Source organism: Synechococcus sp. R65.1 (assembly GCF_047461755.1).
Taxonomy (GTDB): domain Bacteria; phylum Cyanobacteriota; class Cyanobacteriia; order Thermostichales; family Thermostichaceae; genus Thermostichus.
This window is the reverse complement of record NZ_JANSHU010000012.1, coordinates 54,204-66,698: the sequence shown is the minus strand read 5'-3', so window position 1 is coordinate 66,698 and position 12,495 is coordinate 54,204. Positions and strand designations below refer to the sequence as shown.

General features: G+C 60.8%; 16 protein-coding genes. 6 read left to right on the top strand and 10 right to left on the bottom strand.

Translation table 11 applies throughout. The features are described from left to right. Together NW814_RS07025 and leuC are read left to right on the top strand one after the other, a co-directional pair. Positions 1-539: 4-(cytidine 5'-diphospho)-2-C-methyl-D-erythritol kinase (locus tag NW814_RS07025; protein WP_414405724.1), on the top strand; the 539-nt coding region annotated here is incomplete at its 5' end. Between the two features lie 92 nt (positions 540-631). Then, positions 632-2,035: a 3-isopropylmalate dehydratase large subunit gene (leuC, locus tag NW814_RS07020; protein ID WP_414405723.1), complete on the top strand. Its 1,404-nt coding sequence runs from the start codon at positions 632-634 to the stop codon at positions 2,033-2,035. Here leuC and thiD read toward each other — a convergent pair. The 9 genes from thiD to NW814_RS06975 form a co-directional block, all read right to left on the bottom strand. Then, the gene (gene thiD, locus NW814_RS07015; RefSeq protein ID WP_414405722.1) at positions 2,032-2,889 is read right to left on the bottom strand and encodes a bifunctional hydroxymethylpyrimidine kinase/phosphomethylpyrimidine kinase; all 858 of its coding nucleotides are present in this window, start codon (positions 2,887-2,889) and stop codon (positions 2,032-2,034) included. The two genes, leuC and thiD, sit on opposite strands and share 4 nt — an antisense overlap. Positions 2,890-2,987: 98 nt before the next feature. Next, positions 2,988-3,182, bottom strand: coding sequence for a hypothetical protein (locus NW814_RS07010; protein WP_414405721.1), 195 nt, complete (start codon positions 3,180-3,182; stop codon positions 2,988-2,990). Positions 3,183-3,224: 42 nt separating this feature from the next. After that, positions 3,225-3,530 carry a 2Fe-2S iron-sulfur cluster-binding protein gene (locus tag NW814_RS07005; RefSeq protein ID WP_414405720.1) on the bottom strand — a complete coding sequence of 102 codons (306 nt, stop codon included), beginning with the start codon at positions 3,528-3,530 and terminating at the stop codon, positions 3,225-3,227. A gap of 8 nt (positions 3,531-3,538) precedes the next feature. Beyond that, positions 3,539-3,796: a DUF1816 domain-containing protein gene (locus NW814_RS07000; RefSeq protein ID WP_414405719.1), complete on the bottom strand. Its 258-nt coding sequence runs from the start codon at positions 3,794-3,796 to the stop codon at positions 3,539-3,541. Between the two features lie 45 nt (positions 3,797-3,841). Then, positions 3,842-4,702, bottom strand: coding sequence for a 23S rRNA (guanosine(2251)-2'-O)-methyltransferase RlmB (rlmB, locus tag NW814_RS06995; RefSeq protein WP_414405718.1), 861 nt, complete (start codon positions 4,700-4,702; stop codon positions 3,842-3,844). Between the two features lie 11 nt (positions 4,703-4,713). Next, positions 4,714-5,094 carry a ribonuclease III domain-containing protein gene (locus tag NW814_RS06990; protein ID WP_414394695.1) on the bottom strand — a complete coding sequence of 127 codons (381 nt, stop codon included), beginning with the start codon at positions 5,092-5,094 and terminating at the stop codon, positions 4,714-4,716. Positions 5,095-5,158: 64 nt separating this feature from the next. Beyond that, positions 5,159-5,635: a photosystem I reaction center subunit XI gene (locus NW814_RS06985; RefSeq protein WP_414405717.1), complete on the bottom strand. Its 477-nt coding sequence runs from the start codon at positions 5,633-5,635 to the stop codon at positions 5,159-5,161. Between the two features lie 79 nt (positions 5,636-5,714). Continuing rightward, positions 5,715-5,834 carry a Photosystem I reaction center subunit IX gene (locus NW814_RS06980; RefSeq protein ID WP_099812540.1) on the bottom strand — a complete coding sequence of 40 codons (120 nt, stop codon included), beginning with the start codon at positions 5,832-5,834 and terminating at the stop codon, positions 5,715-5,717. A 40-nt stretch (positions 5,835-5,874) separates the two neighbouring features. Next, positions 5,875-6,420, bottom strand: coding sequence for a Photosystem I reaction center subunit III (locus tag NW814_RS06975; protein ID WP_414405716.1), 546 nt, complete (start codon positions 6,418-6,420; stop codon positions 5,875-5,877). A 166-nt stretch (positions 6,421-6,586) separates the two neighbouring features. On the opposite strand from NW814_RS06975, the gene tsaD reads away from it, so the two are divergent. After that, positions 6,587-7,684, top strand: coding sequence for a tRNA (adenosine(37)-N6)-threonylcarbamoyltransferase complex transferase subunit TsaD (tsaD, locus tag NW814_RS06970; protein ID WP_414405715.1), 1,098 nt, complete (start codon positions 6,587-6,589; stop codon positions 7,682-7,684). On the opposite strand, the gene mnmG is transcribed toward tsaD, so the two are convergent. Beyond that, a complete protein-coding gene (gene mnmG, locus NW814_RS06965) occupies positions 7,645-9,579 on the bottom strand; it encodes a tRNA uridine-5-carboxymethylaminomethyl(34) synthesis enzyme MnmG (protein WP_414405714.1) in 1,935 nt (644 codons plus the stop codon). The two genes, tsaD and mnmG, sit on opposite strands and share 40 nt — an antisense overlap. A gap of 299 nt (positions 9,580-9,878) precedes the next feature. Between mnmG and thrC the strand changes: the two genes are divergently transcribed. The 3 genes from thrC to NW814_RS06950 all read left to right on the top strand — a co-directional run bounded on the left by thrC (position 9,879) and on the right by NW814_RS06950 (position 12,255). Continuing rightward, positions 9,879-11,219 (top strand): threonine synthase, encoded by a 1,341-nt coding sequence (gene thrC, locus NW814_RS06960; protein WP_414405713.1) that lies wholly within the window; start codon positions 9,879-9,881, stop codon positions 11,217-11,219. A gap of 155 nt (positions 11,220-11,374) precedes the next feature. Then, positions 11,375-11,650 (top strand): ubiquitin-like small modifier protein 1, encoded by a 276-nt coding sequence (locus NW814_RS06955; protein WP_414405712.1) that lies wholly within the window; start codon positions 11,375-11,377, stop codon positions 11,648-11,650. 17 nt (positions 11,651-11,667) lie between these two features. Beyond that, positions 11,668-12,255, top strand: coding sequence for a DNA-3-methyladenine glycosylase (locus tag NW814_RS06950; RefSeq protein ID WP_414405711.1), 588 nt, complete (start codon positions 11,668-11,670; stop codon positions 12,253-12,255). Positions 12,256-12,495: the final 240 nt, after the last annotated feature.

The window sequence follows — 12,495 nt, the reverse complement described above, 5'->3', positions numbered from 1 at the left end:
CCGACATTCCCTTTTGCGTGCTGGGGGGCACCCAGCTAGCCACAGGACGGGGAGAAGTTTTACAGCCGCTGGCCGACTGGGAAGGGATCCCCCTGCTGTTGGCCAAGCCCAAGCGCCTTGGGATCTCCACTGCCTGGGCCTATCAAGCCTTTCGCGCTCACCGTGCCGCTTCCTTGCCTTCTGCGGGATCCTCTCTGTCGACCTTGCCCCAAGTCCTCGCTGCTCTGGAGCGTCGGGATCTGCTGGCCTTGGCCCGCAGTTTGCGCAACGACCTGGAGCAGCCAGTTTTGGCCGAGTACGCTATCGTAGGAAAATTGCGCCAGGCCCTGCTGGAGGTAGGGGCGTTGGGATCCCTGATGTCGGGCTCGGGGCCGACAGTGTTTGGGCTTATGGCTAGCCTGGAGGGGGCTGCTCAAGCCTGCGAGAGCCTGCGCCGCCGCTTTCCGGAGGTGGACTTCTGGGTAACCCAGTTTGCTCCCACTGGGATTCTGCTGGAGCCGGATCCCCACCCTCTCGATCCCCCTAGAATTGCTAGCTAGCCTAGCCAGGAAACAGGCCCTGATAACCGGTGGAACATTAAAGCTCTGTAGTTCAGACTAAAAATTAGCTTGGCTGCGGGCCCAAGAAGAAGATGAGCGAGAGGACGTTGTTTGACAAAGTCTGGGACGCCCATACGGTGCGGATCTTGCCCTCAGGGCAGACGCAGTTGTTCATTGGGCTACACCTCATCCACGAGGTCACCAGTCCCCAGGCTTTTGCCATGCTGCGGGAGCGCAATCTGCCAGTTCTTTTTCCAGAGCGGACGGTGGCGACGGTAGATCACATTATCCCCACCGACAACCGGACGCGACCTTTTGCGGATCCCTTGGCGGAGGAGATGATCCAGGAGCTAGAGCGCAACTGTCGCCAATACGGCATCCGCTTCTACAACAGCGGCTCCGGCCGGCAGGGGATCGTGCATGTGATTGCGCCGGAGCTGGGGCTGACGCAGCCGGGGATGACCATTGCCTGCGGCGATAGCCACACTTCTACCCACGGCGCCTTTGGAGCCATTGCCTTTGGCATCGGCACCAGCCAGGTGCGGGACGTGCTGGCCACCCAAACTCTGGCCTTGTCCAAGCTCAAGGTGCGTCGCATCGAGGTGCAGGGCACGTTGGGGCCGGGGGTTTACGCCAAGGATGTGATCCTGCACATCATCCGCAAGCTGGGGGTCAAAGGCGGGGTGGGCTACGCCTACGAGTACGGCGGCAGCACTGTCGAGGCGATGAGCATGGAAGAACGCATGACCCTCTGCAACATGTCCATCGAAGGAGGAGCCCGCTGCGGCTATGTCAATCCCGACGCCGTGACCTTTGAGTATTTGCGGGGGCGGGAGTTTGCTCCTCAGGGATCCGATTGGGAAGAGGCTGTGGCCTGGTGGCAAAGCCTAGCCAGTGACCCCGAAGCTGTCTATGACGACGTGGTAGTGTTTCAGGCCTCCGAGATCGCTCCCACGGTTACCTGGGGGATTACCCCCGGCCAAAACATTGGGGTGGACGAGCGGATCCCGGCTCCCGAGGAGCTGCCAGAAAGTGAGCGGGAGCTGGCTAGGGAAGCCTACGCCTACATGGGCTTGCGGCCAGGGGATCCCATTGTAGGCACGCCGGTAGATGTCTGCTTTATTGGCAGCTGCACCAATGGTCGCTTGAGCGATTTGCGGGAGGCAGCCAAGGTTGCCAAAGGCCGGCGGGTAGCGCCTGGAGTGAAAGCGTTTGTGGTGCCTGGCTCCGAGCGGGTCAAGCAGGAGGCCGAACAGGAAGGCTTGCGGGAAATCTTTGAGGCAGCAGGGTTTGAGTGGCGGGATCCCGGCTGCTCCATGTGCTTGGCTATGAACCCAGACCGCTTGGTAGGGCGGCAGATTAGCGCCTCTTCCTCCAACCGCAACTTTAAGGGCCGCCAGGGATCCCCCACAGGGCGCACTCTGCTCATGAGCCCGGCCATGGTGGCGGCAGCAGCAGTGAGCGGCAAAGTGGTGGACGTGCGGACGCTGCTTTAGTCGGAGCTAGAGGAGGCCAGAAGGGGGTAGAAGTGACCCACCGGTCCCTGACCGGCCCCAATGGCCAAAGGATGCCGCAGGGCTTCGGTAACATAGGCCTTGGCCAGCAGCGTTGCCGTCAGGGGATCCTTCCCCCAAGCCAGTTGCGCCGCAATGGCTGCCGAGAGGGTGCAGCCGGTGCCGTGGGTGTGGCGGGTGGGGATCCGCTCGCTTTTGAGCACCTCGAGCCGCTCGCCGTCAAACCACACGTCCACCCCCTGCAGTTCTCCCGGCATGCCTCCCCCCTTGACCAGTACAGCCTTACAGCCTAGGGCGTGGATGCAGCGGGCCGCCGTCTCCATATCCGCCAGCGACTGCAGTTCCATCCCCGCCAAAATCTGGGCTTCGTAGCGGTTGGGGGTAACAACCTGAGCCAGGGGAATTAGCCGCTCGCGGATGGCCTGGATGGCCTCCTCCGCCAGCAGCTTGGCCCCCGTGCGGGAGACCATTACCGGATCTACCACCAGTGGCTGCAGCGCCCAGCGCTCCACTTGGCGGGCCACCTCGCGCACGATCTCGGCATTGAGCAACATGCCGGTTTTGATCCCTTGCACCCCAATGTCCTGCACCACCGCTTCAATTTGAGCAGCCACTGCCTCTGGCGGCAGCGCATCCACGCGGTTGACCCCCAGGGTATTCTGGGCAGTTACGCAGGTGAGGGCGGAAGTGCCATGAACCCGCTGGAAGGCAAAAGTGCGCAGATCCGCTTGAATGCCGGCTCCGCCGCCGCTATCGGATCCGGCAATGGTGAGGGCGACAGGGGGGCGCTGCTCGGCCAAAGTTGGAGCTGGTGAAGCTGGTTCAGATACAGACATTGGCTAAACGAGAAAAGCTAACGAGGGCACTGCTGGTAGCTATCAGCTTGTTGGCTCCCAACCCCCTAGAGGGGGCTAGAAGCTGGCTAAGCGTGAATCTAGTAGCCATTGTCGGTAGTAGCCACCACCTCTACCCAAACCCTATCCCCCTCCACCGCCGTCAGACTCCAGCGCAGGAGGCGGGCCGTTTGCCCCAGCTCTCGGGCGACTTGGTGGAGAAGAGATCCCTCCAGTTGAGAAGCAGAAAGTGGCAAACTCAGGGGCAAAGCTAGACGCAGAAAATGTAGCTTCACAGGTTCCTCACGCTGAACTCGCGCCAAGCAAGGAGGACAGGGCTAGCGGCCAAACTGCAAACGATAGACCTCTTCCTCCTGATCTGTTTCCACCTCGAGATCAGAGGTAGGATAGGCCACGCACAGCAGGACAAACCCCTGAGCCTTGAGCTCTGGCCCGATCATGGCGTTAGGCTGGGCCACGGTTCCCGACTTCAGTCGCCCTGCACAGGTGGTGCAGACACCTGCTTGGCAGGAAGAGGGCAGCTCTAAGCCGTGTTCAAGAGCCGCCTGTAAAACCGTCTGCTCCGCCGCCGCAGGAAAGCGGTAGGTTTGGCCCCGGTGATGGACAGTTATCTGGTAAACCATGACGGCCCTCAAGAACCCGCCTGCGAAGAGGTGCGAGCCACTGTCAGCGCCTGTGGCTGGCGCATTTTCTTTACCTGAACCTCGATCTTCTGAACCCCTTCCGCCTTCAGGTCGGCGATGTAGTTGCCTTTGTGCGCTTCTGCTTCCTCCAGGCTAGCAAAGGGGCCGTAATAGTAGGTGCAGTCGTCGGTGGCAATCTCAATCCAAACCGCTAAGCCGCGCAGCCTATCCAAGAGGCTGATCAACCTCTTCAGAAGACTAGTCAAAGGGTTGCTCACAGGATCGATCCCCCGCTAAGAAGTGGCCTGCAGTCACTTAGATTCTACTGCGTTTGTTGAGAATTTGTTGAGAAATGTTTCAGTGCGCTTGAGCTGGTGAGGGGAGCGCTGCCGGTGGATCTCGTAGAGGACGATGCCCGCTGCTACCGAAGCATTCAAGCTTTCCGTGCGGCCCGATAAGGGAATCGACAGCAGTTGGTCGCAGTGGCGCTGGGTAAGCAGGCTAATGCCTTCCCCTTCCGATCCAATCACCAAGGCGACGGGTCGGCGAAAGTCGGCGCTATAGACGGGGGCAGCTCCCTGGCTGGTGGTGCCATAGATCCAAAACCCTTGCTCTTTAAGGTACTCTAGAGCGCGATTTAAGTTCACCACCCGCGCCACGGGCAGGGTGGAGAGGGCGCCAGCTGCCACCTTCATCACTGTCGCGGTCACCCCTGCCGCCCGCCGCTGCGGGATCACCATCCCCTGCATGCCAAACGCCTCCACGCTACGGGCAATAGCTCCTAGGTTGTGGGGATCCTGAATCCCGTCTAGCACCACCAGCACCGGCTGGGGGCTAGCCTGGCGGCTGCGCTCCACCAGCTCTTCTAGATCCACGTATCGATAAGGGGTAGCCTGGGCGGCGATCCCCTGATGGTTAGCTCCACCCGTAAGGAGGTTTAGTCGCTGGGGAGAGACCTCATCAATAACCGTGCCGCGCGCTTTGGCCTCCTCCAAGAGCGACAAAAACTGGGGGCTATACCGTAGCCTCGGCACCACCCAAACCCGGTTGAGGGTAGCACCGCTCCGCAGGGCCGCCAGTAAAGTCTGGCGACCGTAGATAATCTCTTGTTCCTCTTCGGGCTTGGGCTCCATGGGTCGCCGCAACTTGCGTAGGCGAGAAGGCTTAGGCATGAGAGGAAGACCTAAATCATCTCAGCCAAAACATCGGTGAGGGCAAGAATGGAGCGCAAGCGGTCGGGATTGGTGAGGTAGAGGTAGCCCAGGATGGTTTCCAGGCCACTGGCATTTTGATAGTCGGCTAGGGGCAGATGCCGAGGTGGGCGACCGCAACCATTGCGGCCCCAGCAGACAATAGCCTGCTCTTCAGGGCTGAGATATGGTAGCAGCGCTAACAGCAGCTTGGCCTGAGCCGAGCCGCACACCCGCCTCACCACCCGCTGATGGTAGCGCTCTAAGCGATCTGGGGGAAACAACTGTTGCCGCCGCACGTGGAGTTCGTAAATGGCATCCCCCAAGTAAGCTAAGGCAGCCGGCGACAGGCGACGGATCTCGGTCGACGGCAATCTTTCGGAACTGGGATCAAGTCCAAGGAGTGGATCGCTCACGGCTGCTGACAAAAATTGGAAATTAGCGAAAGGGGGGAAACAGGAGATCGCCATTGAGCAACAGCAGGTAGGCAACGATGGCTCCTCCCATTCCCCCTATTAAAAAGCCGGCAGCCAATTCGCTCCAGGCCTGGGATCCCTGGACTGGCCCGCCATGGCGCGGCGAGGAGACGGTGCCGTAGAGAGAGAGGGCCGCCGTCAGGATCAAAATGAGACCACAAGCTCCCAGGAAGCCACTCAGCAGGCCAATAGGCTCGTTGCGCAAAGGCCCGAGCTTGGCAAAGGGCCCCACCAGCCAATAGCCGTGGGCCATACCAATTTCCAGACCCCGCCAGATAGGACTGGCTCCCGGTCGGTTGATCGGCAGCCAACTTAGGAAGAGACGAACGGCAGGCGCGTGGTTAATCGGTGTCTGGAGGTTGCCAATTTGCGGATCCCCTTCTGGGGCCGTGATGTGTTCCTTACCAGAGAGAGCAGTGTCGACAGGGGACTCAGGCATGAGGCAATCTTGTGTCCAGGCTAAGAGAAGCAGGGATCCCCGAGGCTCTGTGGGGATCCCTACCCCTTTATTTAGATATTTAGAACGTCAAAATGTCAGGGAAGAAGCGATTGATCTCAATAAACAGGGCAAGGAAGAAGCTGGAAAACAAAATGAGGGCTACTGGAGCGGTGGTGAGAAATTTGGTGAAGTCAGCCATATCGACCTCTCACAGGGAATGGGTTGACTCAGTTCCTTCCTCAGCGAGGAGAGACAGGGATAGCCTCCTCTGGCTCTTGAATTTCACCGCTGGCAATTTCCTTGAAAGCAGCGGCAGGCCAGGCCAAAGCCGTGAGGAAACAGCGCAGCGCCAAGGGAACGTCGATGATACTTTCTTTCATCTCCGGCTCCTCGCTATCGCGAACGGCAATTAGGTAGGAGCGGCCTGCCCAGCCCAACCAGCCGGCAAGGTAGAGGAAAAGTAAGCCAGGGATGAGAAACTCACCTGCATGGCTCCAGCGGCCATCGGTAACCAGGTGAGGCAAGCCTTCTTCGCCACAGAGCAGCTTGCTGTAGCGCTCAAAACGCTTTTCGGTTTGGACCAACTGTTGCTGGTAAAGGGGAGCCAACTCAGGGCTAGCGTTGCGGATTTTCTCTTCGAGGCTGCTCAGGCGCTGATCTCGTAGAGCCTGGAAAGCAGGAACTTCGCTACAAGGCTTCAAGCCAATCAAGGGCTCTGCCTGCACTGCCTGGGTAAAACCAAGCGCTAGGCAAAGGGCCAAAAGGAGACTCAAAAGGGTTCGCATGGCAGGATGTGTCCTTGAGCTAGGGACTCAATGGGGAGGAATGCTCAGTGAAGCAACGAGCACCAAACGGTTAGTATCATACTCCTGAGCGCCTTATCCGGAGGGAGCTCGGGTTTTAGCTCACACAATTCTTAAGGATCCTGAGGCATTCCCACCCCTTTTTCCCATGGCCTGTGTCCTTGCCATTGAAACCAGTTGCGACGAAACGGCTGTGGCGGTGGTGGAGGCGGAGCCAACCTGGCCAACCTTTGCCCCGCGGCAGCTCAGCTCGGTGGTGGCTAGCCAGATCGACCTCCATGCAGCCTACGGAGGTGTGGTGCCGGAGGTGGCCTCCCGCCGCCATGTGGAAACTCTGCCCTTTGTGCTCGAGTCAGCGCTGCAGCAGGCCGGGCTAGGCGTAGCCGAGGTGGATGCCATTGCCGTAACTTGTGCGCCGGGCCTGGTGGGATCCCTGCTGGTGGGGCTGATGGCGGCCAAGACCTTGGCGCTGCTCTACGATAAGCCCTTGATTGGGGTACATCACCTGGAGGGCCATCTCTTCAGCGGCTTTTTGGCCACAGTCGACTTGCAACCTCCCTGCCTGTGCCTTTTGGTTTCGGGAGGCCACACCAGCTTGATCTGGATGAAGGATTACGGGGAGTACCAGACGATGGGCCGCACCCGCGACGACGCTGCCGGCGAAGCCTTTGATAAGGTGGCGCGGCTGTTGGGGCTGGGCTACCCGGGGGGGCCCCAGATCGACCGCTGGGCGCAACAAGGGGATCCCCATCGCTTTCCCCTGCCGGAAGGCAAGCTGGACCACCCCTACGACACCAGCTTCAGTGGCCTGAAGACGGCTGTGCTGCGCCTCGTCCAGCACTTGCAGCAGGAAGGCCAGGAGCTGCCCATTGCCGACATTGCCGCCAGCTTTCAGGCCTGCCTAACGCGCGTCCTCACGGAAAAAGCAGTGGCCTGCGCCGAAGCTCTTGGCCTCTCAACCCTGCTGCTGACTGGCGGGGTAGCTGCCAACCGGGAGCTGCGCGCTCGCCTTCTGGAAGCGGGCCAGCAAAAGGGCCTGCGGGTGGTGATCCCGCCTGTTGCCCTCTGTACCGACAACGCCGCCATGATTGGGGCAGCCGGCCTCTGTCACTGGCTGCGCGGGGAGGTCTCCCCCTTGGATTTGGGCGTGGCTTCGCGCATGGCGCTGGAGGAGATCCCTGCTCTCTACACGGCTGGGCGCAAAGATTACCGCGAGCTGCCAACAGGTTCTGCCGTCGCTCTCTGACGCTGTCTCACCTCGAGGTAGATGAGCAAGGCGTTGATGTCGGCAGGGTTGACGCCGCCAATGCGAGCGGCCTGGCCTACGGTCAGAGGCCGGACTGCTGCCAGTTTCTCCCGCGACTCTTTGGAGAGGGTGGGGATGGAGTGGTAGTCCAGATCGGGAGGCAGGGGGCGGTGGTACTGCTTGCTCACCTGCTCGATCTGGGCTTGTTGCCGCTGGATGTAGCCGCTGTATTTGACGGCAATTTCCGCTGCCTCCTGCTCAAAGGGATCCAGCTCCTCATTTCCCAACCCCAGCTCCAGCAGGTTGGCGTAGTGGATCTGGTTGCGGCGCAGGAGCTCAGCTAAGGTGGCGGATCCTTTGATCCCCTGGCCAGTCAGTCGGCTGAGGTGGATCCCGGCGGGGTCGTGGGCCTTAACCCGCTGGGTTTCCAGGCGCTCAATCTCGGCGGCAATACGAGCCTGCTTGGCCTGGAAGAGATCCCAGCGGCGGTCGTCGATGAGGCCCAACTCTCGCCCTAAAGGAGTGAGGCGCTGGTCGGCGTTGTCGGCGCGCAGGATAAGGCGGTATTCGGAGCGGCTGGTGAGCATGCGGTAGGGCTCCCGCAGCTCTTTGGTGCAGAGGTCGTCAATGAGGGTGCCGATGTAGCTGGACTCGCGCGGCAGCGTGACTAAGGGTTTGCCTTGCACCAACCGGGCGGCGTTGATCCCGGCAATGAGCCCCTGGGCTGCTGCTTCTTCGTAGCCGGTGGTGCCGTTGATCTGGCCGGCGCAGAAGAGCCCCTGCACCTTCTTGGTCATCAGGGTGGGATAGAGCTGGGTGGCCGGCAGATAGTCGTATTCCACCGCGTAGGCAGGCCGCAGCATCACGCACCGCTCTAGGCCGGGCAAGGAGCGCAACATTTGGATCTGGATCTTCTCGGGCATCCCCGTCGAGAACCCTTGGATGTAGAGCTCCGGCAGATCCCGCCCCTCGGGTTCGATAAAGACAGGGTGTCTCTCCTTGTCGGCAAAGCGCACGATCTTGTCTTCAATGCTGGGGCAGTAGCGTGGCCCTTTGGCCTCCACCCAACCGCCGTAGACAGGAGTCTCGTGGAGGTTTTCCCGGATGATGCGGTGCGTCTCCGGCGTGGTGTAGGTGAGGTAGCAGTCCATCTGCTCCCGCGGCACCCACACCTCTGGGTCAAAGCTAAACCAGCGTAGGTCTGGATCCCCTGGCTGCCGCTCCATCACGGAGAAATCAACGCTGCGGCGATCCACGCGGGCAGGGGTGCCCGTCTTCAGCCGGCCTGTCTCAAAGCCTAGTTGGCGCAGGGTGTCAGTCAGGCCTTCGACGGCAAATTCCCCCGCACGTCCAGCAGGTTGCCAGTGGCGGCCAATCCAGATGCGCCCTCCCAGAAAGGTGCCCGTGGTCAGGATCACCGCCCGACAGCCAAAGACACTGCCGAAATGGGTAACCACGCCCACTACTTCGTCGTTGCGCCCCAGCACTAGGTCGGTGACAGTGCCCTCCCGAAGGCTCAGGTTGGGCTGGTTTTCTACCACCGAGCGCATCACCCGCGCGTACTCCCGCTTGTCGGTTTGCGCCCGCAAGGCCCATACTGCTGGGCCCCGCGAGCGATTGAGCACCCGCTTTTGCAAATAGGTGCGGTCGGTAACTTTGCCCATCTCACCGCCGAGGGCGTCAATCTCATGCACCAGTTGCGACTTGGCCGGGCCACCCACGGCGGGGTTACAAGGCTGCCAGGCAATCTTGTCCAAGTTCAACGTCAGCATCAAGGTCCTACAGCCCAGTCGCGCTGACGCTAGGGCCGCTTCACAGCCGGCGTGCCCCCCACCCACGACGATCACGTCGTAGTGGTCAAGAAAGTCCACGTTGTCCCGTCCGACTTTGAGCATACGCTGGCTTCTGCTGGTGAGTACCGGGATCCCAAAGGGCATCAGATTGTTTCAGCTTGTTTTTCCAGTTTAGCGAGAGGGGCAACGCCTGAGATTGTGGGGGCCCTTGACCCCAGCAGCGCCAGCCAGTCCCTTGCTCGTCACTTGACACTCCAGGGTAGGAACCTTCCTGCCTCTTGGCCAGAGCCAAATCCAGACTATTTTAGTCGGGTTTGGTTGACGGGCTAGATCGCGGGTGATAGGATTGACCTCGGGCTGGGTAAGCCAGATCCATCCCTTTCTCTCGCTGAAGGCTTCCTATGACGCCAACCCTTTCCCAACGCCTGCTTGGCTCTGCTGATTTGCCCTCCAACTCTGCCTTGCGTAACCCGCAGGTGGGCTTTAGCCGTTTGCGCTGCCGCGAATGTGGGGCCGAGTACGAGCCGGTCGCCAAGCACGTGTGCGACCTGTGTTTTGGCCCCCTGGAAGTGGTCTACGACTACGACTGGCTCAAGAGCGTCGTCAGCCGGCAGAGCATCCAAGCCGGGCCGCTGTCTATCTGGCGCTATCGGCCTTTCCTGCCGGTGGTTTCGGAGCGCCCTATCGATGTCGGCACCGGCATGACTCCCCTAGTGAAAGCGGAGCGGCTGGGGCGGCGACTGGGGTTAAAAAACCTCTACCTCAAGAACGATGCCGTCAACATGCCTACCCTCAGCTTCAAGGATCGGGTGGTGTCGGTAGCCTTGACCCGCGCCAAGGAGCTGGGCTTTACCACGGTCTCTTGCGCCAGCACGGGCAATTTGGCCAACTCCACGGCTGCCATTGCCGCCCATGCTGGCCTAGAGTGCACTATCTTCATCCCGGCGGATCTGGAGGCAGGCAAGGTACTGGGATCCCTCATCTACAGGCCCACCGTCATGGCCGTGGAGGGCAACTACGACCAGGTGAACCGCCTCTGCGCCGAGGTGGCGGATCGCTACGGCTGGGGCTTTGTCAACATCAACCTACGCCCCTACTACGCAGAAGGCTCGAAAACCTTAGCCTACGAGGTGGCGGAGCAACTAGGCTGGCAACTGCCGGATCAGGTAGTGATCCCGCTAGCGTCGGGATCCCTGTACACCAAGGTTTACAAAGGTTTTCAGGAGTTCGTGAAGGTGGGCCTGGTGGCAGAAAAGCCGGTTATTTTCCACGGCGCCCAGGCCCGGGGCTGTGCGCCCATCGCCCAGGCCTTCCGCGAGGGGCGGGATTTTGTTACTCCCGTTAAGCCGAACACCATCGCCAAATCCATTGCCATCGGCAACCCTGCTGATGGCATCTATGCCCTGGAGATTGCCCGCAAGACCGGCGGCCAGATCGAGACGGCCACGGATCCCGAGATCATTGCCGGCATCAAGCTCCTAGCCGAGACTGAGGGCATCTTCACCGAGACGGCTGGCGGCACCACCGTTGCCGTGCTCAAACGCCTGGCCGAAGCCGGCCAGCTCGATCCCGAGGCGATTACGGTAGCCTATATTACCGGCAATGGCTTGAAAACCCAGGAGGCGGTGCAGGCGCATGTGGGCCACCCGCTGGTAATTTCGCCCAAGCTGGAGAGCTTTGAACAGGCGCTGGAGCGGGCCCGCACCCTGGAGCGGCTGGACTGGCAGGAGGCCTCGGTTTGAAGAGGGGGGATCCCCCAAGAACTTTCCTGTTACAGACCCGCCTTCCTACAGACCCGCCTTCGGGTCAAGGGGGCCAACGTGAACAATTCACGGCATTGACAGGGTGCTGCTACCCTAGTCTTCTAATGTTGGTCGATGGACGAAGCACTGGGCTTATGGCAGTCAAGGTGTTAATTCCCACCACGCTGCGGGCGCTCACCCGGAACCAGGAGGTGGTGAGTTGCGAGGGATCCACCATCCGTGAACTGCTGGAGGCTTTGGAGCAAAACTATCCAGGCATCAAGGCGCGGCTGTGCGATGAGAGGGGAGAATTGCGCCGCTTTGTCAATCTTTACGTTAACAGCGAAGACATTCGCTTCCTGAAAGGATCCGACACCCCTCTGCAGGATGGAGATGAGGTGAGCATTGTCCCTGCTGTGGCAGGGGGCTGAGGGCTAGTGAGCCTACGGTGGACGCTAGGGACTGGCTGAGCCAGCCAGCGCCGGTGGTAGCGCCTGCTCTGCTAGGCATGGTGCTGGTGCGACAATTTGCCGATGGGCTGCAGGTGCGGGCCCAGATTGTGGAAACAGAAGCCTACACAGCTGGGGATCCGGCCTGCCACGCCTATCGCCGTAAGACCCGCCGCAACCAGGTGATGTTTGGGCCGCCAGGGCATCTCTACGTCTATCGCATCTACGGCCTCTACCACTGTCTGAACATCGTCACCGACGCAGAGGGGATCGCGTCAGCCGTTCTAATCCGCGCAGCCCAGTTGGATTGCCTGCCGGAGTGGATCCCGGCCAATAAGCGCATGAAACCGGCGCGGGTGGCGGCGGGTCCGGGCCTACTCTGTCAGGCGTTGCGCATTGACGGATCCCACAACGGCTGGCGGCTGGAGCCGGTGGCAGTCGGCCAGGAAGGCATTTGGCTGGAGGGATCCCCTGCCTGGGAGGCACAGTTCCCCATTGTCCAGACCACCCGCATCGGCATTACCCGCGGTGCGGAGCTCCCGTGGCGCTGGTACATTAAGGGGCATCCGGCAGTGTCCTGCTACTAGAAGGGCAAGATGAACCCAAGCCCTGCGGGTCGCCAGTGGGGGAGCTTGATGCTTCTGGCTGCTCTGGCGCTTGGGGCAGCCTCACCTCTTTGGCGGCAGAAACCTGAATTGCGCTAGGGGTGCCGGTAGTCCTCAGATCTGCCTGGGGCGGAGGCAAGCTGAGGGGCACCGATCCCCAGAAGCGACGGCAGCGAAAGCTTCTGCTCGGGATCCCGTCTCTGACCGTTGGGCGAACAAAAA